This window comes from Xanthobacter agilis (assembly GCF_021730435.1).
Taxonomy (GTDB): Bacteria; Pseudomonadota; Alphaproteobacteria; order Rhizobiales; family Xanthobacteraceae; genus Xanthobacter; species Xanthobacter agilis.
The window spans coordinates 46,567-71,635 of the sequence record NZ_JABWGX010000020.1 but is presented as its reverse complement, the minus strand read 5'-3'; the positions used below and the strand labels follow the sequence as shown (position 1 = coordinate 71,635).

Sequence of the window (25,069 nt, the reverse complement as noted above, 5' to 3'; positions counted from 1 at the left end):
CGGTGCCGGTCTGTTTCATGAATTGGAGTGGAGTGCCCATGGCCATTTCCGGCCTCATCCGCCGCCCCAGCGTCACCCCCGACGCCCACATGGCGCCGCTCGCCCGGTTGCCGGTGTTCTTCGGCCTCAAGGGGCGGCGCGTGGTGGTGGCGGGCGAGGGGAGCGCCGTGGCCTGGAAGGCGGAATTGCTCTGCGCCGCCGGGGCACGGGTCGAGGTGTTCACGCCGGCGCCCGTTCCGGAGCTGGAGTCGCTGACCCGCGCGCCTCCCGATGGGGTGCTGGTGCTGCATCCGCGGGACTGGCGGGCGGAGGACCTTACTGGCGCGACCTTGGCGGTGTGCGCCTTTCCGGCCGAGGCGGACGCCGTCCGCTTCGCCGATGCGGCGCGGGCGGCGGGCGTGCCGGTGAATGCGGTGGATCGGCCAAACGTCGGCGATTTCACCTTCGGCGCCATCGTCAATCGTTCGCCGCTGGTGGTGGGCATTTCCACCGATGGGGCAGCGCCGGTGTTCGGGCAGGCGGTGCGGGCGAAGATCGAGGCGCTGCTGCCGGCCGGCTTCTCGCTCTGGGCGGATGCCGCGCGCGCATGGCGGCGGTCCCTCTCCGGGCTCGGCTTGTCGGCCCAGGCCCGGCGCGCCTTTTGGGAGCGCTTCAGCGCCAAGGCCCTGACCGAGCCGAACCGGGTGCCCGAGGCCGCCGACCGCGAAGCGCTGCTCGCCGGCGCGGCACGGGTCGCGGGCGGCTCCGTGGTGCTGGTGGGGGCGGGTCCCGGCGATCCGGAATTGCTGACCCTGAAGGCCGTGCGCGCCCTACAATCGGCGGATGTGGTGCTCTATGACGACCTCGTTTCCGCCGCGGTGCTGGATTTCGCCCGCCGCGAGGCGCGCAAGATGCTGGTGGGCAAGACCGGCTACGGCCCCTCCTGCAAGCAGGACGACATCAACGCGATGATGGTGACCCTTGCGCGCGAGGGACGGCGGGTGGTGCGTCTCAAGGGCGGCGAGCCCATGATCTTCGGACGTGCGGGAGAGGAAATCGCCGCCTGTCGCGCGGCCGGTATTCCGGTGGAGGTGGTGCCGGGCATCTCCTCCGCCCAGGGGGCGGCGAGCCGGCTCATGGCCTCGCTGACCCATCGCGACCATGCGCGGCGGCTTCAGTTCGTCACCGCCCACGCCCGCAATGGCCGGCTGCCGGAAGACCTGGATTTCAAGGCATTGGCCGATCCGGTGGCCACCACTGTGGTCTACATGCCCCGCCACACCCTGAAGGATCTGGTGGCCCGCCTCATGCCCGCCGGCCTCGACCCCTCCACTCCGGCGGTGGCGGTGTTCGCCGCCACCCGGCCGGAGGAGCGGATCGCGCGCGCCACCATCGCCACGCTGGCCGAGGCGGTGGATCGGGCCGTGGACGAGGGGGCGTCTGGCCCCTGCCTCGTGCTCTATGGTCACGCGCTTGCGGCGGCGTTGGCGGATGCGGCGTGCGATGATACGGGCGCTCCGCCCGCCTCCGGCGCCGCCGAGCGCCCTGCGCCCGTGCGCCGGATGGGGGGCGCGGCGGATCGGGGCGGTGCCCATCCCCTGGAGGTCGCCGGCTCCGGCCTTTGAGCTGGGATCAACGATCGGAGCGCCGAGGCCGCGCTTGCGTCGAGCGCGTGGGCCCGCGAACGGGCGGTGGCGCGACCGACGGCCTTCGCCGCGCCGGTCTCAGCCTGGAGTCTGGCGTCGCCGCGGCGTTACGGCGCGCGTCCGGCGCAGATGGACGCCGCCTGTCGGCCGGCGCGCCATTTCCTCCAAACGCGCGCTGATAAGCGGATAACGCAGCTTGAGCATGTGTAACTCGTCCTCTTCTATGGCGAGGACCTTGGTCTTGGTCAGGGCGCGGACCGGAGGGATGTCGCCATCGAGCCCCGGCAGGAGGCCGAACACGTCGCCGGCGCCGAGCCGGACCGTCTTTTCGGTGCCGGTGGATTCGAGTTCCCCTTCCAGCACCACGAACATGTGACGCGCGCGTTCACCCGGTCGCACCACCTGGCGGCCGCGATCGAAGCTGCGGGAATTGAACAGGGGCAGCAGGTCGCCCAGGATTCGGGCGTCCAGGTCCGAGAACGGCGGCAGCCGGGACACCATGGAAAAGGTCACGACGAAATTGTGCTTCGAGATCACTTCCGAAAACGAGCTGGCGATGATGGCGATCGGCAGCGCCAGCATCACCAGCCCGGCGACCATCGTCGCCGCGCCGACGAGCCGCCCCACGGCGGTGATCGGCACCACATCCCCATAGCCCACCGTCGTCAGGGTCGTGATCGCCCACCACATGGCGTCGGGGATCGAACCGAACTTGTCCGGCTGCACCGTCCGCTCCACCAAATACATGGCGGTGGCGGCGAGCAGCACGCCGGTGCCCAGAATGACGAGGCAGGCGAGAAGCGCAAAGCGCTCGCGCTTGACCGCCAGATAAAGCGCGTTGAACCCGGACGAATAACGCGCCAGCTTGAGAAAACGCAGCAGCCGCAGCACGAGAAGGGCGCGCACGTCCATGGGGAAGGCCAGGGAAACCACGGCCGGCGCCACCGCGAACAGGTCAATGATGGCGGCGGGCGTGGTGATATAGCTGAGCCGCGCCCGCCATGCCGGCAGATGGCGCCGCATCGGGTGTTCGGGGGCAACCCACAGGCGGATCAGATATTCCAGCACGAACGCGCCGAGGGCCACCTGCTCGCAGGCGCCGAACCAGATTTTGTCATAAAGCTCGAGCGCGGGAACCGTCGCCAGCACCGCTCCGGTCACGCTCATCAGCACGATGACGATCAGGAAGTAATGAACGAGGTCGGCAACGATATCGCCCGGCAGGTCGCGCTCGAGAATGTCGAACAGACGCTGCCGCACTCGGGTCACCATCATCGGCCTTCCCCCGGCGCGGTCGCGCTGTGCCGGGGGAAGGCCGAAAGCGGCGTCTTCCCGCTGTCGGGCGCGCGCACGGTGGACGTTGCGGGGCTGTGCATCACGGGCATCCAAACCGCTTTGCTTCACGCGTGCGGGCTTGGGCCGTGCGTTCGGCGACGGCTTCGGGTGGAAGGCCCAGCGTGCCGAGGAGCTGCGCAACCAATTGAAGGCTACCCTCGACCGTCTCAGGGATGACGCCCGAGACCCCATGCCCGGCGAGGCGACAGGCGTGGTCCGCGTCCTTCGCCCGCGCGAGAACCGGAACCCCCCGCCAGCGCCGATGGATCACTTCCGCCATGCGCTCGGCGCCCACCGGGGAATCCAGGGTGAGGACAAAGGCGATGGCGCCGTCGGCACCCAATCGTTCCAGGATCTCCTCGCGTCCCGCGTCCCCGAAATAGACCGGCCGGCCCGCCGCCCGCTCCAGCGCCACGCGGCGGGGATTGTTGTCCACCGCGACGAACGGAACCTGTTCCTGCTCCAAGGCTTCGGCGACCATGCGCCCCACCCGGCCAAAGCCTCCGATGACCACATGGCCCTGCGGCGCGTCGAGGACGGGCACCGCCAGGTGGTCATGGGCCTTCACCTCCAGTTGCAGCCCCAGCCGATGGCCCAGCGCGGACAACAGCGGCGTGGCCGCGAGCCCCAGCCCCACGACGGCGATGACGAGGCCCGCATCGCCGCTGCTGAGGACGCCCTTGGCGACCATCAGCCCCAGCACCACCAAGGCGAACTCCCCGGTTTGCGCCAGCAGGATCGCCGCTTCGGCGGCCTCCGCCCGCTTCACGCCCATGAACCGTGCCGCCGCGAAATTGAACGCCGTCTTGATGGCGAGCAGCGCCACCGTGCCCACGATCACCAGATGCAGGTGTGGCAATACCTCGCGAAAATTCACGCTCATGCCCACGGTCACGAAGAAGACGCCGATCAGCAGGCCCTTGAAGGGCTCAAGATCAACTTCGATCTGGTGCCGATACGCCGTCTCCGACAGCAGCATTCCCGCGAGGAACGCACCAAGGGCGCCCGAAAGCCCGGCCGCCCGCGTGAAGGCCGCAGTGCCCACCACCACCACAAGGGTGATCGCCATGATGAGTTCGCGCGAGCGCGTGCTGCCCGCGATGCCCACGAGCGGTGCCATGACGAAACGCCCCGCGACCAGGATCACCGCCACCGCGCCGACCGCCTTGGCCAGCGCAGAAGCCGCGAGGATCAGCACGCTGCCGCCGCCGGCAATCAGCTCCGTGGCCAGCAGGATCGGCACCACCATGAGGTCTTGAAACAGCAGAACGGCGATGACCATCTGCCCGAGCGGCGCCAGCGACCGGTGTTCCTCGACCAGGATCTGCGTGACCACGGCGGTTGACGACAGCGCGAGGGCAAAGCCCAGTACCAACGCGACATCGGCCTCCACAAAGCCGGAGAGTGCGACCGCCGATGCCAGCGCGCCGCCGCAGAACAGCACCTGCAAGCCGCCGATGCCGAACACTTCGCGCCGCAGCGCCCAAAGCCGATTCGCCGAAAACTCCAGCCCCAGCAGGAACAGCAGAAAGATGACGCCGAGTTCGCCGAACGGCGCCGCCCGTTCCGGATTGGAGATGGTGACGAATTGGAGCCAGGGCACATCCGGTGCCCAACTCCCCAAACCGTGTGGCCCGAGAATCGCCCCAACGATGATGAAGCCGACCACGGCACCGATGCGCGCCCGATGGAACAGGGGCACCAATATGCCCGCGGCCAGCAGATAGACGAATCCGTCCTTCAGGAAGGCGTCACCCACAGCCGCTTCTCCCTCCATCATCGGCGGCATCGACCGCCTGCTTCGGGCGTCGAGCGGCCGTCTCGATGACAATCCGACAAACGGCGCTCTGAATTGCCCATCGCACCTGATGTCCCAGCCCGTTCCGCCTCGACCCGGTCATCTCCGACCAGGTCCGAGGTGGCCGTCCGCGCGGCCTCGCCTGTGGTCCCACGGGCCGAAAACACACCATCTGCTAAAGCCACCGCGCCGCAGCGGCCCGACGTCTTCTCGGGGGCGGATCCCCCGGCCGAGCGGGGTCCGATCCGTGTCCCTATGCCGCCTGCCGGAGACGGAAAAGCGAGCCTCAGCCCGCCAGCGCGGCCTCGATGGCGGCCAGCGCCGCACTCGCCTTGGCACCATCCGGGCCGCCGGCCTGCGCCATGTCCGGCCGCCCGCCGCCGCCCTTGCCGCCCAGGGCCTCCGCGCCACGCCGCACCAGGGTCACCGCATCGAAGCGCCCTGCCAGATCGGCGGTCACGGCCACGACCAAGGACGCCTTGCCGTCCGCCGCGTTGTTGGCCACCGCCACCACGCCCGAGCCGATCTTGGTCTTGCCCTCATCGGCGATCGCCTTCAGATCCTTCGGGTCGGCGCCGGAAATAGCGATGGCCAGATACTTGGTGCCGTTGACCTCAATGACCCGCGGACCCTGTTCCTCGCCGCTGCCCCCACTCATGGCGAGCTTCTTGCGCAGGTCCGTCATCTCCCGCTCAAGCTTACGCCGCTCCTCCACCAACACCGTCAGGCGCGCTTCCACTTCCGACACCGGCGCCTTCAGCGTGGCCGCAGCCCCTTGTAGCGCCGCATTGGCGCCGTTGAGATGATGGCGCGCGGCATCCGCGGTCAGCGCCTCCAGCCGGCGGACGCCAGACCCCACCGCGCTTTCCGCGACCACCGACACCAGGCCGATATCGCCGGTGCGCCGCACATGAGTGCCGCCGCACAACTCGATAGAATAGGGCGTGCCCTTGCCGTCGTCGGTGCCCATCGAGACCACGCGCACCTCGTCGCCATACTTTTCGCCGAACAGCGCCCGCGCCCCCGAGCCGATGGCATCGTCGACCGCCATGACCCGGGTCTCCACCGGCTCGTTGCGCAGGACGAACCGGTTGGCGATGTCCTCCACGCGCGCCACCTCGTCCGCCGTCAGCGGCTTCGGGTGGGAAAAGTCGAAGCGCAAACGGTCGGGGGCCACCAGAGAGCCCTTCTGCGCCACATGGTCGCCGAGCACGCGCCGCAGCGCCTCGTGCAGCAGATGGGTCGCCGAATGGTTGGCCCGCAAGGCGGTGCGGCGCCCGTGGTCCACCTCCGCCGCCAGGGCCGAACCCACCTTCAGCGTGCCGCTGGTGACCTCCACCTCGTGCACGAACAGATCGCCGAGCTTCTTCTGGGTGGATATGACCCGTACAGCGATCCCGCCTTCGCCGTTCCAGGCTCCGGTGTCGCCCGTCTGACCGCCCGATTCGGCATAGAAGGGGGTCTGGTTGAGCACGGCAAAGCCCCGCGACCCGGCCGGCAGGGCATCAACTTCCCCGCCATCCTTCAGCAAAGCGAGGACAACACCTTCCGCCTTTTCCGTTTCGTAGCCGAGGAACTCGGTGGCCCCGACCTTGTCCCGCACCTGGAACCACACGGCATCGGTGGCCGCTTCGCCCGAGCCGGCCCAATTGGCCCGCGCTTCCGCCTTCTGGCGTGCCATCGCGGCGTCGAATGCACCGAGATCCACGGCGATCCCCCGCGCCCGCAAGGCGTCCTGGGTGAGGTCCAGGGGGAAACCGTAGGTATCGTAAAGTTTGAACGCAACGTCGCCGGGGAAGCTCGCACCCTGGGTGAGGCCGGCGCTTTCCTCCTCAAGGATCGACAAGCCCCGCTCCAGGGTGCGGCGAAAGCGGGTCTCTTCCAGCAGCAGGGTCTCGCCGGCCAAGGCTTCGGCGCGCACGATCTCCGGATAGGCGCGGCCCATTTCCCGGATCAGCGCCGGCACCAGGCGGTGCATCAGCGGCTCGCGGGCGCCGAGGAGCTGGGCATGGCGCATGGCGCGCCGCATGATGCGGCGCAGCACATAGCCCCGGCCCTCGTTGGACGGCAGGACCCCGTCTGCGGTGAGGAAGACCGAAGCGCGCAGGTGGTCGGCGATGACGCGGTGGCTGGCCTTCTGCGGTCCGTCGGCGTCCACATTCGTGAGCTCGGCGACCTCCGCGATGAGGGCGCGCATGAGATCGGTCTCGTAATTGTCGTGGGTGCCCTGGAGCACCGCCGAAATACGCTCAAGCCCCATGCCGGTATCAATCGACGGGCGCGGCAGACCCACGCGCTCACCGCCGGGAAGCTGCTCGTATTGCATGAAGACGAGATTCCAGATCTCGATGAAGCGGTCTCCGTTCTCGTCGGGCGAGCCGGGGGGACCCCCGGCAATATGGGCACCGTGGTCGAAGAAGATCTCGGAGCATGGACCGCAGGGGCCGGTGTCGCCCATGGACCAGAAATTGTCAGAGGTGGGGATGCGGATGATTCTATCATCCGGCAGGCCGGCAATCTTCTTCCAAAGACCGTAGGCCTCTTCATCCTCGCTGTAGACGGTGACGAGCAGGCGCTCCCTGGGCAGGTCGAACGGACCCGTTATGAGATTCCAGGCGAGCTCAATGGCCCGATCCTTGAAATAGTCGCCGAACGAAAAATTGCCGAGCATCTCGAAGAAGGTGTGATGCCGGGCCGTGTAGCCGACGTTGTCGAGGTCATTGTGCTTGCCCCCGGCGCGCACGCACTTTTGCGCCGTCACCGCGCGGGAATAAGGACGCTTCTCCATCCCGGTGAAGACGTTCTTGAATTGCACCATCCCCGCATTGGTGAACATGAGGGTGGGATCGTTGTGCGGCACCAACGGGGAGGAGGACACCGCCTCGTGCCCTTGCTTGACGAAGTAGTCGATGAAAGTCGACCGGATCTCGTTGACGCCGCTCATGTGCCGGCCACTACCCTTAAGAGCCGGACACGCAAGACGTTGCCGGCGATGACCACCCCGAACGGAACGTCCCCGCGCCCGCCCGGCTCCGCAGCCGCCGTCCTGGGAAAACCTGGAACGGCGGACCGGAACCGGGTTCGTTTACCGGCGAGGCCGCCGCTTGTCCAGAAACCCATGAGGAGCGCGCACGCTCACTCCACCCCGCGGCACGCCAAGCCATCCTGGCGCCGTCGCGGAAGCCCCGCAGGCCTCAGCTTTCCGAAGGCTCCTGGCCGTCCGCGTCTTCCTCTGGCGGGCCGGCCAGAATCTGTTCGGCGATGAGGCCGGCATTCTGACGGATGGCGGCCTCGATGCGCCCGGCCATTTCGGCATTCTGGCGCAGGAAAGACTTGGCGTTTTCCCGGCCCTGGCCGAGGCGCTGGCTGTCATAGGAGAACCAGGCGCCGGACTTTTCCACGACGCCGGCGCGCACGCCCAGATCGAGCAGCTCTCCCATTTTGGAGACGCCCTCGCCATACATGATGTCGAATTCCACCTGCTTGAAGGGCGGCGCGAGCTTGTTCTTGACCACCTTCACGCGGGTCTGGTTGCCCACCACCTCGTCGCGCTCCTTGATGGCGCCGATGCGGCGAATATCGAGGCGCACGGAAGCGTAGAACTTCAAGGCGTTGCCGCCGGTGGTGGTCTCCGGAGAGCCATACATCACGCCGATCTTCATGCGGATCTGGTTGATGAAGATCACCATGGTGTTGGACTTGGAGATGGAGGCCGTGAGCTTGCGCAGCGCTTGGCTCATCAGGCGCGCCTGCATGCCGGGCTGGTTGTCGCCCATCTCGCCTTCGAGCTCGGCGCGCGGGGTAAGTGCCGCCACCGAGTCCACCACCAGCACGTCGATCGCGCCGGACCGAACCAGCGTGTCGGCGATTTCCAGCGCCTGCTCGCCCGCATCCGGCTGGGAGATCAGGAGGTCGTCGAGATTGACGCCGAGCTTGCGCGCATAGATGGGGTCGAGCGCATGCTCGGCATCAATGAAGGCACAGGTGCCCCCGCGCTTCTGAGCTTCGGCGATGACATGCAGAGAGAGCGTTGTTTTACCGGAGGATTCCGGCCCGAAAATTTCGACGACGCGCCCCCTGGGCAACCCGCCGATACCGAGCGCGATGTCGAGGCCCAGAGAGCCCGAGGGCACGCTCTCGACCTCCAGCGCCTTGCCGCCCTTGCCCAGGCGCATGATCGAGCCTTTGCCGAAATGGCGCTCGATCTGAGACAGCGCGGCGTCCAGAGCTTTGGTTTTGTCCATGGAAGAACCTTCGACGAGTCGGAGTGTTGCCTGAGTCATCGCCGGGCTCCAGAGCTGGCGCAAGGGGAAATAGACTGCACCCCCGTGTACATGCTTTGTTCGATGTTCGCAATATGTTCCGCGCTGTCGATTGCGAGTTAGTCTGTGGGGGCGGCCTCGGGGAGCGCGGCGGTCGGGGCATTGGGGTCGCCGGGGTCGGTCTCCCAGGCAAGGCCGGGGATCGCCACGATGCGCCGGCCGCGGGCGTCGTGCCGGCATACGATGACTTGGTGCTCCTCCATATAGGCGAGCAGGCGTCGCGCGCGGCCGGGGGAACGGCTGCCGTAGGCGCGGGCGACATCGGCATCGGAGGGGCAGGGGCGATGGTCGAAGGCGGCCCGCGCGAGGGAGAGGAACACGCCCTGCATGTCCTCCGGCAGCGCGGCGGCCATGGCCAGCACTTCGGCCCAGGGCGAATCGTCGGCCTCCGCCTCGGCGATGTTGATGCCGGCATGGGCCACGGCGAGCCGGCGGCGGAAGGCGGAGAGACTCAGGGTGTCGCCACCCACACGGCGGATTCGGCAGCGCACCAGGAAGTCCTGATAGAGCACGGCGATGGTGCGAAAACCGGCGTCGCTCTCGCTCAGGATTTCGTGCAAGGCGGCGTCGATGGCGGCCTGGCGCTGCTCGGGCGACAGGGCGGCGGGCAGGCCAGGCGGCGGCTCGGGCGCGAGCGGCGGGGTTGCCGGTAGGCTGCGCGCGAGCTGCGCTAGCACGTCGGCGGTGGGTGCGACGGTCGGCGTCCGGCGCGGCACCAGGGTGCGGGCCTCGTCGGCGCCGGGGGTGAAGATCAGGTCGTGGGCGTCCTCGGCGGCGGCGGGCTCGGGCAGCGGCAGCAGCTTGGGGCTGGTGGAGCGGGCCTGCGTGTCCACCGGGCCGATGCGCACCGGCAGCGGACGCCGTGCCAGGGCCGGGCCGAGCGCGACGAAATTGCCGCTTTCCAGGTCGCGGAACATCTCCGCCTGCCGCCGCTCCATGCCGAGCAGATCGGCGGCGCGGGCCATGTCGATGTCCAGGAAGGTGCGGCCCATGAGGAAGTTGGAGGCTTCGGCGGCCACGTTCTTGGCAAGCTTGGCCAGCCGTTGGGTGGCGATGACCCCGGCGAGGCCGCGCTTTCGCCCGCGGCACATGAGATTGGTCATGGCGCCCAGGGACACCTTGCGCGCGTCGTCGGAAACCTCACCGGCGGCGGTGGGCGCGAACAATTGCGCCTCGTCCACCACCACCAGCAACGGATACCACATGTCGCGATCGGCATCGAACAGGCCGCCGAGAAAGGCGGCGGCGGCGCGCATCTGCTGCTCGCTGTCCAGGCCTTCGAGATTGAGCACGACCGAGACCCGGTGCTGGCGCACCCGCGCGGCGATGCGCTGGAGGTCGGCTTCGCCCCTCTGCGCATCCACGACCACATGGCCGAAGCGATCGGCGAGGGTGACGAAATCACCTTCCGGATCGATGACGGCCTGCTGCACCCAGGGGGCGCTTTGTTCCAGGAGGCGGCGCAGCAGGTGCGACTTTCCGGAACCGGAATTGCCCTGCACCAGCAAGCGGGTGGCGAGCAATTCCTCGAGGTCCAGAACGGCCGTGCCGCCGCCGGAGCGGGTGCCGAGGTCGATGGACACCTTGGCGGGCGTCGTCATAGCGGCGCCGACCCTGCGGTGAGATGGCGGGAGATCATGGCCGGACTCATATCAATTCGCGGCGCGAGTTCAACTGCGGCGCACGGCGGGTCGCGCAGCGGTGGATAGCTGCGGGGATGAAGAGGCCGGCCGGGCCGGTCCGAAACGGGGCCGCCATGACGTGGCAGGTGAGCGTGGCAGGTGAGCGTGGCAGGTGAGCGTGGCAGGTTCCCGGTGCGCGGCGCCGGTATTGTGCGGGCGGAGGGTGGGCGTCCGGCGGTGTGCCGTCAGGCCGGCGTTCTTTGTGCGCGCAGCCAATTCTCGTACCAACGGGGCCATTCTGCGGAGACGGTGCCCGGCTTGCCCATGCCGAAGCCGTGGCCGCCACGCGCAAGCTGGTGCAACTCCACCGGCACGCCCGCGCGGCGGCATGCCTGCGCCAGGATGACGGTGTTCTGCGGGTTGGCGATGGAATCATCCTCCGCCTGTACCAGGAACATGGGCGGGCAGCCGGCGCGCACATGGGTCTGCACGGACCATTCCGCGCTCTGTCGGGGGCTGGGATGGCTTCCGATCAGCTGGCGACGGGTGGACGTCTGGTCGTAAGGCGGCTCCAGGGTGATGACGGGATAGATCAGCGCCGCGGCGTCCGGCCGTGCGGACTGGCGGTCGATGGCGTCCACCGGCGCATAAGAGCGGAAATCCGCGCGGGTGGCGGCGAGACCCAGGAGGTGGCCGCCGGCGGAAAAGCCCAGCACCCCGATGCGTGTGGCGGCGACGCCGCGCGGCGGCGGCGCGGCGCGCATGAGGCGCAGGGCCCGTTGGGCATCCTGCAACGGCGCGAGCGGGCGCTCGCGCCAGCCTTCCGATGGCAACCGGTACATGAGGATGAAGGCGGTGATGCCGCGTGCCGCGAGCCAGCGGGCGGCGGGGCGCGCCTCCTTGTCCATCTGGATCTGTCGGTAGCCGCCGCCGGCGGCGATCAGCACCGCCGCGTCGCCTGGTTGCGCGGGGCGATGAATCTCGATCGCGGGAATGGCCACATGGCTCATCGCTCCGCCGGGGCTCACTGCCGCCGGGCCGGAAGGGCCGCCGCCGCCGGGCGGCGTGCCGGGCCAGAGCGGGATCGTCTCGACCGGGGCGGGATCACCCGCCACCGGCTGCGCCGTTGCGCGCTGCGCTCCCACCGCCAGGGCGGCGGCCACGGCGAGGAACGCGCGGCGGTCGATCATGTCGGATCCTCCTGGGCTCCGCGATCGGTGCCGAACAGGCGGGCTCATGCGCCATGTGGGCTGGACTGACGGCCCGTGACTCAGGAGCGCGGAGCGTTGATATAGGTCCGCCCCGGCCGGTTTGAAAGTCACGTCACCGGGCGCGGTCGGCACCCCGAAGAAGCAGGGCGGCAATAATGGCGAGGCCCCTCGACGCTTCGCGGCCGGCGGTGTCGCCCTCGGTGCCGCCGAGGGGGGCCCCGGCCGGGCGAACAGAATGCCCCTCGCGCCCGCCCACCGCGTCTTGGGCGGGCGGCGCGGCTCAGGCGAATCCGCCGTTGGCACGCAGCACCTGGCTGTTCATCCAGGCGCCGTCCGGGCCGGCGAGGAACGAAACCACATGGGCGATGTCGTCCGGCTGGCCGAGCCGCTGCAATGGCGGCACCTTCGCCAGTTCGTCGATCTGCGCCTGGGTCTTCCCGCTGAGAAAAAGGGGAGTGGCCACTGGCCCGGGCGCCACCGCATTGACCGTGATGTTGCGCCCGCGCAGCTCGTTGGCGAGCACATGCACCAGCCCCTCCACCCCAGCCTTGGACGCGATATAGGGCCCATAGCCGGGGAAGGACTTGGCGAGCACGCTGCTGGAAAGGGCAATGATGCGCCCACCCGGCGCCACATCCCGCGCCGCCTGGGCGAGCACCACATAAGTGCCGCGCAGGTTGACCGCGATGACCTTGTCGAACAGGGCCAGATCACCATCCGCGATCTGGCCCAGGGGCATGATGCCGGCGCAGTGGACCACCACATCGCAGCCGCCGAAGGTGGACTTGGCGGCGGCGAACAGGTCGGCCACCGCCTGGGCGTCGGCCACGTCCGCGTTCACGGCGATGGCCTTGCCGCCGCCCGCGATGATCTCGTTCACCACCGCGTTCGCGGCGTCCGAACGGCCAGCGTAGTTCGCCACCACGGCAAAGCCGTCCCGCGCAAGGCGTAGAGCCACCGCCCCGCCGATGCCGCCCGATGCGCCGGTCACGATCGCTGTCTTGAGAGCTTCCTTGAGCACTTGATCTCGTCCTCGGTTTGAGCCGATCGGAGCATAGGCGTTCCGCTCGAAATTCAGGAGTCGGGTCTGGCGTTGGGGCTGTCACTTGAATTTGAGGGGGCGGTTGGCCTTGCGGATGCATCGAATATGGGCGCGACATTCCGGAACATGCGCGGTCGAGTTGTCGGGAAAGGCATCCCGCAAGCGATTCTCAGTGCCAATAGGGGGCCGGCGGCGCCGAGCGAGGAGGAAGCGGTGCAGAAAATTGCGGTTAACCCTAAGGGAACAAGAATGAAATGCCGGCGTCTTTCGCGCTGGACAAACGGACGCCGCTCGGCAAGACACAAAAATCTTGCAATCGGAGGGTGACCGCGTAGAAGATAAAGCCCGCTTGAGATGTTGTGGTTGCAGGAGAAGGTGATGCAAAATAGGGCTATGCCTCATGCGCACCTCATGGACGAGATCCATCAGAAGGAGCTCGGCCCGTTCAGCCATTTTCTCGACGGTATCTGGCGTCATTTTTCCGCCGCGGCGGCTGGCAGTCTCGCCATCGCTGGGGCTTGGGTCGTCGTTCAGGGCGAGTTTGCCATTTACATGCTGCCGGCCAGCGTTCTGGTGACACAATTTGCCAGCGGCGTGTACGGCTTGCGCGAATGGCGCCGGACCGAGCGCCTGAAGCGTCTTTATGATAGCCCGCGATGCCAGGACTATTTGCGCTCCATGGAGCAGCGCGCGCGGGGCGTGGTGGCCTCACAGCGCGGGACCGTGTGGGTGGTCATGGACCCCGACAGTCTCGACAACGTCTCTCAGGTTCGCATCCTCAGTGATCGTGAGTATCAGTTGTTTCGCGCGCAAGGCATTGCTGCCGGGCGGTCGATGGACGAGGTGCGCATCCGCAATGGTTCGCTTGGCCTGACGCAGGTGCGGGAAGGTCGCGAACATTATCCGCGCAGCGTCGACATCGATCTTGAGCGGGCTCCGGTGCGGGGGCCGACCGGGCGCATCGAGCGCTGGACCAAAGAGGGCGAGGAATACGCGCGCGGCCTGCAGCGGACGGCGCAGCGGCGCACGGGTGGTGCTTCGATCGCCGAGGCGGGAAAGTCCGTGAGCCCATCTTCCGCCAGCGCGGGCTGAGGGGCCATTTGGCGGAGCATGCCCGAATTCGGGATTCGACGCTGGATTGGAGAAACGACGTTCCAGGCGGCTCCGGGCGTTCAATCGCAGAAGTGCCTATCCTTAAATCATTGGCGTGGGCGCATACCATGTGGTCCGGTCTGGATTGCTGGGCGTGCGATTTGCCATTTGGGCACTCGCTTGACCGGGCGTTCGATCGTGTCTGGGGGGGGGAGACATGTTCTCCCGCGCGATAGGGGCCGGGCCGCAGCCCCGTGTCCGGCATGTTCAATGGCCGTCCTTGGCCTTTCGCCCAGCACCTGAACCCCAACGCCCAGCCCCACGCGCAGTCCTATTGCCCCTCGACCGAGGGATGGCGTGCTTGGTGCACGTCCTTGGTGCACGTCCTTGGCCGCCGGGGCAAAGGGGATCGTTTCGGTAGCCGGGGGCAGAATGGGGTTTGCGAAGTGGAGCCCAGTGCTGAAGAATGGCCCCACCGTCGCGCCGGCGGCATCGGAATCGGGTCTCGTCTCGTGAGCATACGTATTCTCTTGCGTCTCCTGGTTGTGGTTTGCGCCGCTCTCGGTGTGCTGGCGCCGCGGCCGAGCGTGGCCGAGAGCACCTTCCAGACGCACGTTCCGGCCGCCATCCTGGTGGACTATGAGACCGGCACCATTCTGTATGAAAAGGATGCCGATCGGCAGTTCCAGCCATCCAGCCTCGCCAAGGTGATGACGGCGGAAGTGGTCTTCGCCCAGCTCAAGGCGGGCAAGATCACGCTCGACACGCCCTTCACCGTCAGCGTCAATGCTTGGCGGCGCGGGGGTGGTCCATCGGGTGGCGCGGCCATGTTCGCGGAGGTGAACAAGCCGGTGCGGGTGGAGGATCTGCTGGCGGGCGCTATCGTGGTCTCGGGCAACGACGCTGCGATCGCCTTGGCCGAGGGCGTCTCGGGGACCGAGGGCGAGTTCGCCGCCCTCATGAACCAGATGGCCAAGACCATCGGCATGAGCAATTCGGATTTTCGCAACGCCACCGGCTTTGCCGATCCCGGCCAGCTCTCGACCGCGCGGGACATGGCGACGCTGGCGCAGTTCATCATCCGGACCTTTCCGAAGGAATACGCCATCTTTGCTCTGCCGGGCATCGATTGGAACAAGATCAAGCAGCGCAACCGCAACACCCTGCTGACGGCGGGCGTGGGCGCTGACGGCTTGCAACAGGCGTGGCTGAAGGAGGTCGGCTACCACCTTCTCGGCTCGGCGGTGCAGAACGGGCAGCGCCTCGTGGTGGTGGTGCTCGGCGCCAAATCGGAGAAGGAGCGCCTCGACGAGGCGCGCAAGCTCCTGGACTGGGGCTTCCAGTCGTTCCAGCAGCGGGAGATTTTCGCCGCCGATGCTGAGATCGGCCGGGCGCAGGTCTTCGGCGGCGCCAGCGGTTCGGTGGGGTTGACCGCCAGGGGACCGGTACGGGTGCTCACCTCGCGCCGGGGTGGAGAAAGGATCACCGCCCGCGTGTCCTACACCGGCCCCCTTCAGGCGCCGGTGGCCAAGGGCACGCAGGTGGGCCAGATGGAGGTGACGCGCGGCGACATCAAGGTGCTGGAGGTGCCGCTCTTCACGCGGGAAGATGTGCCCGTGGGCTCGCTCTGGGATCGCGCGCTCGACGGTGGAATGACGTTCCTCGGGGATTCCGCGCGCGGGCTCGTGGCGCAGGCGGTCGCGAAGCTGCATAAATGACGGCCCGAAGCTTCAAGGGCGACCCCATGGACCGATCATCTGTCTCCCGCCACCAGGCGCACGCGTCACGATGAGCGCGCGCGGCCTGTTCATCACCCTGGAAGGCGGCGAAGGCACCGGCAAGTCGACCCAGGCACGGCTGTTGGCCGCCCATCTGCGCGCCCGGGGGCGCCGGGTGGTGGAGACACGGGAGCCGGGCGGTTCCGCGGGGGCCGAGGCGGTGCGCCATGTGCTGTTGTCGGGCGCGGCCGAGCCGCTCGGGCCGCGCGTGGAAGCGCTGTTGTTCGCCGCGGCTCGCGCCGATCACGTGGCGGTGCTCATCGCCCCGGCGCTTGCGGCGGGCACCGTGGTGGTGTGCGATCGCTTCATGGATTCCACCCGTGTATACCAGGGCGTCGTCGGCCATGTGGAGCCGGAGCTGCTGCGCGGGCTGGAGCGGGTGTGCGTGAAGGCCCGGCCCGATCTCACCCTGGTGCTCGATGTGCCGCCCGAGGTGGGCCTGGGGCGCGCCGCCGCTCGTGGCAAGGGCGCTGTCGCCGACCGGTTCGAGCGGGAGGGGCTGGCCTATCACGGCGCGGTGCGCGATGCTTTCCTCGCCCTCGCCGCGGCCGAACCGGAACGGTGCGCTGTGGTCGACGCGACCCCGGCCGCGGAGGCCGTGGCCGTCCGGATCGCCGCGCTGGTGGATGCGCGCCTCGCGCTGGAGTCGACCGGCGCCGAGGCGATGCGATGAGCGAGGTGCTGGCCGGGGATGTGCTGCCCGATGCTCCGCATCCGCGCAGCCAGGATCACCTGTTCGGTCATGCCACGCTGGAGGCGGACCTGTCCGCCGACTGGCGCGCGGGCCGGCTGCCCCATGCGCTGCTGCTGGGCGGTCCGGAGGGGGTGGGCAAGGCGACCTTGGCCTATCGGCTCGCCCGCGCGGTGCTCGCCGGCCCCGCGGCTCTGGTCGGTGCCCAGGGGCTGGACCTGCCGGCGCAACATCCGGTGTTCCGGCAGGTCTCCTCTCTCACCCATCCGGACCTGCTGGTGCTGCGCCGCGCGCCGGAGGCGGGTGAGGACAAGATCCCCACGGTGATTCCGGCGGAAATGGTGCGCCGCGTGCGCGCCTTCTTTGGCGCCACGGCGGCCGGGGGCGGCTGGCGGGTGTGCATCGTGGATGCGGTGGACGAGCTCAACGCCTTCGGCGCCAACGCGTTGCTGAAGACCCTGGAGGAGCCGCCGCCGCAGGCGCTGTTCCTGCTGATTTCCCATGCGCCGGGGCGGGTGCTGCCCACCATCCGCTCGCGCACGCGCCTGGTGCGCCTGCGCCCGCTGCACACGGACGAGGTGCTGGCGGCGCTGGACCATTTACGCGCCCAGGGCGTGGAGCTTGATCCCGCGCTTCTGCCATCGGCGGCGGAGGCAAGCCAGGGCAGCGTGCGCCGGGCGGTGGTGCTGGCGCGCGGGGAGGGGATGGAGGTGCGATCGGCCACCCTGCGGGCGCTCGATCAACTGCCGGCGCCCAAGGCGGAAGAACTGCACGCCCTCGGCGCGCGCCTGCAGGGCGACCGGGGCGACGGCCTTGCCTTGTTCATCGAGGCGGTGAGCGATTACATCGCCGCGCGCGCCACCGGCGGCGGCGAGACGCCCCATCGCCTTGTCCGGCTGGGCGAGGTGTGGGAGAAGGTGCGGCGCAACGCGGTCGAGGCGGATGTGTTCAACCTCGATCGCAAGGCGCTGGTGTTCCGCATCTTTGCCGACCTCGCCGACGCCGTGCGCTAGACTGGGGTAAGACCCGGGCGCCGGCCCGGCCGTGGTCGGCCAGACCTCGATCCGCCCCGGCCGCCGGTGCGGTCGAAGAGACGTCCAAGAGCTGCCCATGTCGACGAAGCCGCCGTTCTACATCACGACCGCCATCGCCTATCCCAATGGTGTGCCGCACATGGGCCATGCCTATGAGGCCATCGCATCCGATTGCATCGCCCGCTTCATGCGGCTCGACGGCTACGATGTGCGGTTCCTGACCGGCACCGACGAGCATGGCATCAAGATGCTTCAGACCGCCCAGAAGGCGGGTCTGACACCGCGCGAACTGGTGGAACGCAACGTGCCGCGCTTCCAGGCCATGGTCGAGACCTTCGGCCTGTCCATCGATGATTTCATCCGCACCACCCAGGCGCGGCACGCCGCGTCGAGCCAGGCCATCTGGGAGAAGATGGCGGCCAGGGGCGACATCTACAAATCCACCTATTCCGGCTGGTACTCAGTCCGCGACGAAGCCTATTACGCCGAGGACGAGACGGCGTTGAACGCCGATGGTGTGCGGCTCGGCCCCCAGGGCACGCCGGTGGAATGGGTGGAGGAGGAGAGCTATTTCTTCCGCCTGTCCGCCTATCAGGACCGGCTGCTGGCCTATTATGCGCAGAACCCCGGCTTCATCATGCCGGAGGCACGCCGCAACGAGGTGGTGAGCTTCGTGTCCGGCGGGCTCCAGGATCTCTCCATCTCGCGCACGACGTTCGATTGGGGCATCCCGGTGCCCGGCGATTCCAAGCACATCATGTATGTGTGGGTGGACGCGCTGACCAATTACATCACCGCGCTCGGCTATCCGGACACCGAGGGCGAGCTGTTCAAGCGCTACTGGCCGGCGAATCTGCACGTCATCGGCAAGGACATCATCCGCTTCCATGCGGTCTATTGGCCGGCTTTCCTGTGGTCGGCGGGGCTGGAGGCGCCCAAAAGGGTGTTCGGCCACGGCTTCCTGTTCAACCGCGGGGAGAAGATGTCGAAGTCGGTGGGCAACGTGGTCGATCCGTTCGATCTTGCCGCCACCTATGGCGTGGACGCCATCCGCTATTTCTTCCTGCGCGAGGTGTCGTTCGGCCAGGACGGCTCCTACAGCCACGAGGCCATCGTGGCGCGCATGAACGCGGATCTTGCCAACGACCTTGGCAACCTCGCCCAGCGCTCCTTGTCCATGATCGCCAAGAATCTCGACGGCGTGGTGCCGCAGCCGGGTCCGCTTTCGGCGGAGGACGAGGCCATCGTGGCGCTCGCCGACGGCATTCTGGAAAAGGCGCGGGAGGCCATGTCGTCCCAGGCCATCCACCAGTATCTCAATGCGGTGTGGGCGGTGGTGGCGGACGCCAACCGCTATTTCGCCGCGCAAGCGCCCTGGGCTTTGCGCAAGACCGATCCCGCCCGCATGGCGACCGTGTTGTGGGTGACCGCGGAAATCATCCGCGAGGTGGGCATCCTGGTGCAGCCGGTGATGCCGGAGAGCGCTGGAAAGCTCCTTGACCTCGTGGCGGTGCCGCCGGATGCGCGCGGCTTCGACCGGCTGGGACCCGCCCACCGCCTGTCGGCGGGCCTGCGCCTGCCGACGCCGGTCGGGGTGTTCCCGCGCTATGTGGAGCCCGACACCGCCTCGGCCTGACCGGGGCGGTGGGATGTCCTGCGGCCGGGCACGGTTCGGCCGTCACCCGGCCAGGCGGGTGGTGACCTCCGTCAGGTGACCGTCGGCGGTGGTGTAGGCCTTGATCGCGCCTTCAATATCCCCGGCCTGAAGCTTGCGCCCCAGCTCCCGCGCGGCGGCGCGGATGGCGGTCAGATGGGGCGCGACGGCCTCGCGCACGATCGGCGGCAGCAGCCGCTCGGCGCCGAACGGCGGGTCGTCATAGGCCCGATCCGCGCGGGCGCCGACGAGGCATTGGGCGAGGGCGCCGCGCCAGTTGGCGAGTTCCGCCGCGAATGTCATCGGCGTGTAGGCATGGTCGCCGTCCACGTCCAGGCCGTCGAGCACCGTCATCGCGGCGGCCTGGGCCTTGGCCAGCAAGGCGCCGGACGAATCGCCATCGGCCTTGTTCTGAGTCGCGAGGCGGGCCACCTCGGCGAGGGAGGCGGCGATGGAATTGGTGGCGGTCTTCTGCTCGCCCAAGGCGTGGCTGATGCTTTCGATGCGCTCGGTGGCGCCGCCCACGCGCTCCGACACCTGATCCATGTTGCGCGACACCTCATTGAAGGCGCGGGTGCCGCTTTCCACCCGGCCGCCGCCATCGGCGACCGCCTGGGACACGGCGGCGAGCACCTGATTGAGCTCCGCCAGCTTGGCGCTGATGTTGGCGGTGGTGCGCGCGGTCTGCTCGGACAGAGCCTTCACCTCCGAGGCCACCACGCCGAAGCCGAGGCCCGCCGCCCCGGCCCGCGCCGCCTCGATCGTGGCGTTGAGCGACAAGAGCTTGGTCTGCTTGGAAATGGTGTCGATGTCGCGCGCCATCTCGCCAATGGCGCGGATGGCCTGGGTGAGTTGCCCGATGCGGGATTGGATGTCGGAAAAGGCCGAGGCGATGTCGCCGATGGCGCTTGCCGCCTGGGCCGCCTGTCCCACCGTCTGCGACACGATGCGGGCGGCGTCGGTGGACTGGTCATAGGTGGAGGTGGCGGCCGAGGCGATGTTGTCGGTGGTGCGGGCCAGCTCCTCCACCGCGCCGGAGATGGCGACGCTTTCTCCCGACAGGCGCTGTGCATTGCCGCTGCCCCAGGCGAGCAGGCAACTGAGGTCTCCCAGCAAGCGCGCCGCTTGCGTGATGCCGGCGGCGAGTGCGCCGGTCCGGTCCTCGGCGGCCGAGGCGACGATCACCGCCCCCCCGCCGTTGGTGACAACGGTGTGGTCCCTGTAGGCGTCCATATGGCTTTCCCCTGCAGGCGTTCATTGTTTCTTTGCAGGAACAATATTTTCCGGCAAGTGGTACCGCCGGCTCTCCCTGTTCTCAGCTTGCGTCGGCGCGGCGCCGCTGTCCATTGCGCGTGCAAGGAAAGGTTCGCGGATTTTGATCCAACGCATTGATTTTGCGGTGCAGCGTAATTCTGCATGGCACTCTGCCCTGGCCGTCGAGTGATTTCTCTCGCTTGGTTTTTGTGGCGGTCGGTCCGCGTTATGCGACATATTCGTGCAGGCGCGGAGGCGGGTTTCTTTGTGTATTGGCGCCGTTCGACACCGGTGCGGGCCGGACGGCGCCCCTCCCTGCGCGTAGGCGACTCGGCTGTCGGCGATCCGCATGACGCTAGGACAACCGGTTCATGGATTTTCGCAATTCAATGATGCGGGAAAATGCTTTAGGGTGCCGCCGTCGTGCGAGGCGTGTGGCGCCGTTGGACGGGGAGGTTGCGGGAGCAGTGCCGATGACGAGGCTGAAAGGGGTGTTTGGACTCGCTGCGGTGCTGCTCGTGACAGCCTGTTCGAGCGATCGCGTGGCTCAGACCCCGGCCAATTATGACCCGATTCCCCCCATGATGCCGGCCGGGGCGCCGCCTCCGGTGCCCGAGGGGCCCACGGTGCCCCGCATCGAGGTGCGCTTGCCTGCTGCGGATGCGACCCTGGTCCGCGGACGGTTGGCCACCGCGCGGCGCGCGCGCGGCTATGCCATCACCGTCGATCAACCGGCCCAGCTCGTGGCGGAAAAGCGCCTGCCGCCGGATGAAGCGCTGAAGCGCACCAACGGGGCCTCTTCCAATGCGGCGTTCCGGCTGGACTACATCTTCAACACGTCCGGTGGCGCGGTCACGGTGTCGCTGGAGGCGTCCATCGTCACCAATCCGGGCAGTCCGGGTGAGGTGGTGCGGGCCATCGCCATGCCGGGACCGGACGCGGAAGCCCTCAAGAAGGAAATTGCCGATTCGGTCTGAGCGGCCTTGAACGTCCGCGCATCCCGGCTTCAGTGCCGGGGCGTGCCCGCGAGGCGTTCCACCACGATCACGGTGGCGAGGGCGGCGATGGACTTCACCGCCGCGCCCGGCAGGAAGGGCAGGAAGGCCTTGTCCAAGGCCACGGCATAGCCGCCCTTGATGGCGATCCAGCCCGCGCCCATGGCCATCAGCACCAGATGGCCCAGCGCCAGCGTGGCGAACAGGGGTAGCGGACGCAGCCGGGCCCAATATTGCTGGAGCGCGCCAACACCGACGCCAACCACCACGAACCCCGCGATGAAGCCGGCCGACGGACCCGCGAGCACGGCCAGCCCGCTCCCCCCGTTGGCGAACACCGGCAGGCCAGCCAGCCCGAGCGCCACATAAGCGGCAACCACGAGCGCTCCCAGCTGCCAGCCGAACAGGGCCGCGAGGGTGAGCAGCACATAGCTTTGCAGGGTGATGGGCACCGGCTGGACCGGAAGGGACACCTGCGCACTCCACGCCAGCAGCGCGACCGAGAGCACCACGAGCGCGGCGGCCCATGGCAGGGACGCCTCCGCGAGGCGCTGGAAGGCGGGGCGGAAGGGCGGCACGTTGGAACTCCTGCTGGGCGAGTCGAGGGGCGGCATCCTGGCACGCCGCCCACCGGCTGTCGCGCCGCCTCGACGGCGCGCGCCGATGGGCTTATGGGAAGGGTCATCTTCCGGATATGCGTGACCCGCCATGCTCGTCGACAGCCATTGCCACCTGGATTTCCCCGATTTTTCCGCCGAACTGCCGGACGTGGTGGCGCGCGCGCAGGCCGCGGGCGTCGGCCATCTGGTCACCATCTCGACGCGGGTGCGGAAGTTTGAGGCCATCCGCGCCATCGCCGAGCGGTTCGACGCGGTGAGCTGCTCCGTGGGCACCCATCCCCATTACGCGGTCGAGGAACTCGATGTGACCACCGCGGACCTCGTGGCCCTGGCGGCGCACCCCAAGGTGGTGGCCATCGGCGAGGTGGGGCTCGACTATCATTACGACACCTGCCCGCGCGCGGCGCAGGAGCAGGGCTTCCGTACCCACATCGCCGCCGCGCGCGAGACCGGCCTGCCGCTGGTGATCCACGCCCGCGACGCGGACGATGACACCGCCGCCATCCTGGAGGAGGAAAGCGCCAAGGGCGCCTTTCCCTTCCTGCTGCATTGCTTCACCGCCGGCCCGGAACTGGCGCGGCGGGCGTTGGCGCTGGGCGGTTATATCTCCTTTTCCGGGGTCATCACCTTCAAGAAAAGCGAGGATCTGCGGGCCATTGCCGCCACGGTGCCGGAAGATCGCATTCTGGTGGAGACGGATTCGCCCTATCTCGCGCCCGTGCCCCATCGCGGCAGCCGCAACGAGCCTTCATTCGTGACCCAGACCGCCAAGGTGCTGGCGCAGGCGCGTGGTGTGAGCGCCGAGCAGGTGGCGCAGGCCACCACGGACAACTTCGCCCGGCTGTTCCGCAAGGCGAAGCTCTGACGCCGCGGGCAAGGACGACAGAACGGGAGGCGGCCATGAACCATGATCAGTACGCCGACAGCTATATCCGCGGCATCTTGGAAGAGGTGCGCACCATTGCCATCGTCGGCGCCAGCACCAATAGCGCCCGGCCGTCCTATTTCGTGATGAAATACCTCTCCGAGCGCGGCTATCGCGTGTTCCCGGTCAATCCGGGGCAGGCCGGCAAGGTGGTGGCCGGGCTCACCTTCGTCGCCCGCCTCGCCGACGTGCCCGAGCCCATCGACATGGTGGACGTGTTCCGCGCGCCGGAGCACCTGCCGGCCGTGTGGGAGGAGGTGGCGGCCCTCGTGCCCCCGCCGAAGGTGCTGTGGATGCAGCTCGGGGTGCGCAACGACGAGGTCGCCGCCAAGGCCGAATCCGCCGGGCTCAAGGTGGTGATGAACCGCTGCCCGAAGATCGAATATGCGCGCCTCTCCGGCGAGATCGGCTGGACCGGCGTGAACTCCCGAACCCTGTCGTCGCGCCGGCCGAAGCGGCTGGGGGAGGGGGTGCAGCGGCTTTCCATCGCCTCCCGCAAGCCCCAGGGGCCGGCTTCGGGCGCCTGACGCCACGCCGCGCGGGCTTGACCCGCCGGGAATTTGTTAAACCCCTGCGAGGCTTGCGTGTTTCGAGGCGCGAAGGCATGGGCATTCGCGCGCCTTGGGGCAAGCCGCGAAAAAAATGTATTTTCCAACAAAATACATCGGAATATAAGACTTAACGACGGCCCAAGGGGCCGGCATCCTGGGAGGATCCCGATGACCGACGAGACCAACCCCGAGGCCCCCGTGCACGAGCCGGGATTCGCGACCTTGGCGATTCACGCCGGCGCCCAGCCCGACCCGACCACGGGCGCGCGCGCGACCCCCATCTACCAGACCACGTCGTTCGTGTTCGATGATGTGGACCATGCGGCGGCGCTGTTCGGGTTGCAGACGTTCGGCAACATCTACACCCGCCTCGGCAACCCCACCAATGCGGTGCTGGAGGAGCGGGTGGCGGCGCTGGAAGGCGGCACGGCGGCGCTGGCGGTGGCCTCGGGCCATGCCGCGCAGCACCTCGTGTTCCACACGCTGCTGACGCCGGGGGATGAGTTCGTCGCCTCGCGCAAGCTCTATGGCGGCTCCATCAACCAGTTCAGCCACGCCTTCAAGAGCTTCGGCTGGAACGTGAAGTGGGCGGACCCGGACGACGTCTCCAGCTTCGAGGCGGCGATCACCGACAAGACCAAGGCCATCTTCATCGAGAGCGTGGCCAATCCCGGCGGCGTGGTGGTGGATGTGGCGGCCATTTCCGCCATCGCCAAGAAGGCCGGCGTGCCGCTGATCGTGGACAACACGCTGGCGACGCCCTACCTGTGGCAGCCGATCAAGGACGGCGCCGACATTGTCGTGCATTCGGCCACCAAGTTCCTGGGCGGCCACGGCAATTCGCTCGGCGGCGTCATCGTGGACGGGGGCACCTTCGACTGGTCCGCCTCCGGGCGCTATCCGTTCCTGACCGCGCCGCGCCCGGAATATCAGGGCTTGGTGCTGCACGAGACCTTCGGCAATTTCGCCTTCGCTATCGCCGCGCGGGTGTTGGGGCTGCGCGATCTTGGCCCCTCGCTGTCGCCTTTCAATGCGTTCCTCATCCTTACCGGCATCGAGACGCTGGGTCTGCGCATGCAGCGGCACAGCGACAACGCCCTTGCCGTGGCAAAATACCTAGCGGCCCATCCGAAGGTCGCGTGGGTGAGCTATCCCGGCCTTGAGAGCGATCGCTACCATGCCCTGGCGCAAAAATACCTGCCGAAGGGCGCGGGCGCCGTGTTCACCTTCGGCCTGAAGGGGGGCTACGAAGCCGGCGTCCAACTGGTGTCGAACGTGGAACTGTTCTCGCACCTCGCCAATATCGGCGATACGCGTTCGCTCATCATCCATCCCGCGTCCACCACCCACCGCCAGCTCACCGACGAAGCCAAGGTGATCGCCGGCGCCGGGCCGGAAGTGGTGCGCCTTTCGGTGGGCATCGAGGATGTGGCGGACATCATCGCCGACCTCGACCAGGCGCTCGCCAAGGTCTGAGCCGGGTTCGGACCGTTGCGGGTGGAGACATCCGGCTCCACCCG

At 68.2% G+C, this 25,069-nt stretch carries 19 protein-coding genes; 10 read left to right on the top strand and 9 right to left on the bottom strand.

Annotated elements, in window-relative coordinates; genetic code table 11:
* The first annotated feature begins 38 nt into the window (after positions 1 to 38).
* A complete protein-coding gene (cysG, locus tag HUW53_RS14970; RefSeq protein ID WP_237346567.1) occupies positions 39 to 1,604 on the top strand; it encodes a siroheme synthase CysG in 1,566 nt (521 codons plus the stop codon).
* Positions 1,605 to 1,703: 99 nt separating this feature from the next.
* Here cysG and HUW53_RS14965 read toward each other — a convergent pair whose 3' ends face one another.
* The 7 genes from HUW53_RS14965 to HUW53_RS14935 form a co-directional block, all read right to left on the bottom strand.
* Positions 1,704 to 2,900 carry a cyclic nucleotide-gated ion channel gene (locus tag HUW53_RS14965; RefSeq protein ID WP_237346566.1) on the bottom strand — a complete coding sequence of 399 codons (1,197 nt, stop codon included), beginning with the start codon at positions 2,898 to 2,900 and terminating at the stop codon, positions 1,704 to 1,706.
* Between the two features lie 100 nt (positions 2,901 to 3,000).
* The gene (locus HUW53_RS14960) at positions 3,001 to 4,719 is read right to left on the bottom strand and encodes a cation:proton antiporter domain-containing protein (protein ID WP_237346565.1); all 1,719 of its coding nucleotides are present in this window, start codon (positions 4,717 to 4,719) and stop codon (positions 3,001 to 3,003) included.
* 325 nt (positions 4,720 to 5,044) lie between these two features.
* The gene (gene alaS, locus HUW53_RS14955) at positions 5,045 to 7,702 is read right to left on the bottom strand and encodes an alanine--tRNA ligase (RefSeq protein WP_237346564.1); all 2,658 of its coding nucleotides are present in this window, start codon (positions 7,700 to 7,702) and stop codon (positions 5,045 to 5,047) included.
* Positions 7,703 to 7,952: 250 nt separating this feature from the next.
* Entirely contained in the window at positions 7,953 to 9,041 is a 1,089-nt protein-coding gene (recA, locus tag HUW53_RS14950; protein ID WP_237346563.1) for a recombinase RecA, read from the bottom strand.
* Between the two features lie 98 nt (positions 9,042 to 9,139).
* Positions 9,140 to 10,681, bottom strand: a complete 1,542-nt coding sequence (locus HUW53_RS14945; protein WP_237346562.1) for an ATP-binding protein — start codon at positions 10,679 to 10,681, stop codon at positions 9,140 to 9,142.
* A gap of 266 nt (positions 10,682 to 10,947) precedes the next feature.
* Positions 10,948 to 11,892, bottom strand: coding sequence for an alpha/beta hydrolase (locus HUW53_RS14940; RefSeq protein ID WP_237346561.1), 945 nt, complete (start codon positions 11,890 to 11,892; stop codon positions 10,948 to 10,950).
* 301 nt (positions 11,893 to 12,193) lie between these two features.
* On the bottom strand, positions 12,194 to 12,934 hold the full coding sequence (locus tag HUW53_RS14935) for an SDR family oxidoreductase (RefSeq protein ID WP_237346560.1): 741 nt from the start codon (positions 12,932 to 12,934) through the stop codon (positions 12,194 to 12,196).
* 432 nt (positions 12,935 to 13,366) lie between these two features.
* Here HUW53_RS14935 and HUW53_RS14930 point away from each other — a divergent pair, with 432 nt between their 5' ends.
* The 5 genes from HUW53_RS14930 (at position 13,367) to metG (ending at position 19,186) form a co-directional block, all read left to right on the top strand.
* Entirely contained in the window at positions 13,367 to 14,047 is a 681-nt protein-coding gene (locus tag HUW53_RS14930; protein WP_237346559.1) for a hypothetical protein, read from the top strand.
* A 512-nt stretch (positions 14,048 to 14,559) separates the two neighbouring features.
* Positions 14,560 to 15,765 carry a D-alanyl-D-alanine carboxypeptidase family protein gene (locus HUW53_RS14925; RefSeq protein ID WP_237346558.1) on the top strand — a complete coding sequence of 402 codons (1,206 nt, stop codon included), beginning with the start codon at positions 14,560 to 14,562 and terminating at the stop codon, positions 15,763 to 15,765.
* Between the two features lie 70 nt (positions 15,766 to 15,835).
* Entirely contained in the window at positions 15,836 to 16,498 is a 663-nt protein-coding gene (tmk, locus tag HUW53_RS14920; protein ID WP_237346557.1) for a dTMP kinase, read from the top strand.
* Positions 16,495 to 17,529 carry a DNA polymerase III subunit delta' gene (locus HUW53_RS14915; RefSeq protein ID WP_237346556.1) on the top strand — a complete coding sequence of 345 codons (1,035 nt, stop codon included), beginning with the start codon at positions 16,495 to 16,497 and terminating at the stop codon, positions 17,527 to 17,529. The genes tmk and HUW53_RS14915 overlap by 4 nt, the downstream gene beginning before the upstream one ends.
* 97 nt (positions 17,530 to 17,626) lie before the next feature.
* Positions 17,627 to 19,186 (top strand): methionine--tRNA ligase, encoded by a 1,560-nt coding sequence (gene metG, locus HUW53_RS14910; RefSeq protein WP_237346555.1) that lies wholly within the window; start codon positions 17,627 to 17,629, stop codon positions 19,184 to 19,186.
* 42 nt (positions 19,187 to 19,228) lie between these two features.
* Here metG and HUW53_RS14905 read toward each other — a convergent pair whose 3' ends face one another.
* On the bottom strand, positions 19,229 to 20,437 hold the full coding sequence (locus HUW53_RS14905) for a methyl-accepting chemotaxis protein (protein WP_237346554.1): 1,209 nt from the start codon (positions 20,435 to 20,437) through the stop codon (positions 19,229 to 19,231).
* Between the two features lie 494 nt (positions 20,438 to 20,931).
* On the opposite strand from HUW53_RS14905, the gene HUW53_RS14900 reads away from it, so the two are divergent.
* Positions 20,932 to 21,435 carry a hypothetical protein gene (locus tag HUW53_RS14900; RefSeq protein ID WP_237346553.1) on the top strand — a complete coding sequence of 168 codons (504 nt, stop codon included), beginning with the start codon at positions 20,932 to 20,934 and terminating at the stop codon, positions 21,433 to 21,435.
* A gap of 29 nt (positions 21,436 to 21,464) precedes the next feature.
* Here the strand turns inward: HUW53_RS14900 and HUW53_RS14895 are convergent, their stop codons facing one another.
* Positions 21,465 to 22,031: a biotin transporter BioY gene (locus tag HUW53_RS14895; RefSeq protein WP_237346552.1), complete on the bottom strand. Its 567-nt coding sequence runs from the start codon at positions 22,029 to 22,031 to the stop codon at positions 21,465 to 21,467.
* 130 nt (positions 22,032 to 22,161) lie between these two features.
* Between HUW53_RS14895 and HUW53_RS14890 the strand changes: the two genes are divergently transcribed.
* From HUW53_RS14890 to HUW53_RS14880, 3 genes are all read left to right on the top strand, one after another.
* Positions 22,162 to 22,938, top strand: a complete 777-nt coding sequence (locus HUW53_RS14890) for a TatD family hydrolase (protein ID WP_237346551.1) — start codon at positions 22,162 to 22,164, stop codon at positions 22,936 to 22,938.
* Positions 22,939 to 22,973: 35 nt separating this feature from the next.
* Positions 22,974 to 23,525, top strand: coding sequence for a CoA-binding protein (locus HUW53_RS14885; RefSeq protein WP_237346550.1), 552 nt, complete (start codon positions 22,974 to 22,976; stop codon positions 23,523 to 23,525).
* A gap of 192 nt (positions 23,526 to 23,717) precedes the next feature.
* Complete coding sequence (locus tag HUW53_RS14880) at positions 23,718 to 25,025, top strand: O-acetylhomoserine aminocarboxypropyltransferase (protein WP_237346549.1); 1,308 nt, start codon at positions 23,718 to 23,720, stop codon at positions 25,023 to 25,025.
* Positions 25,026 to 25,069: the final 44 nt, after the last annotated feature.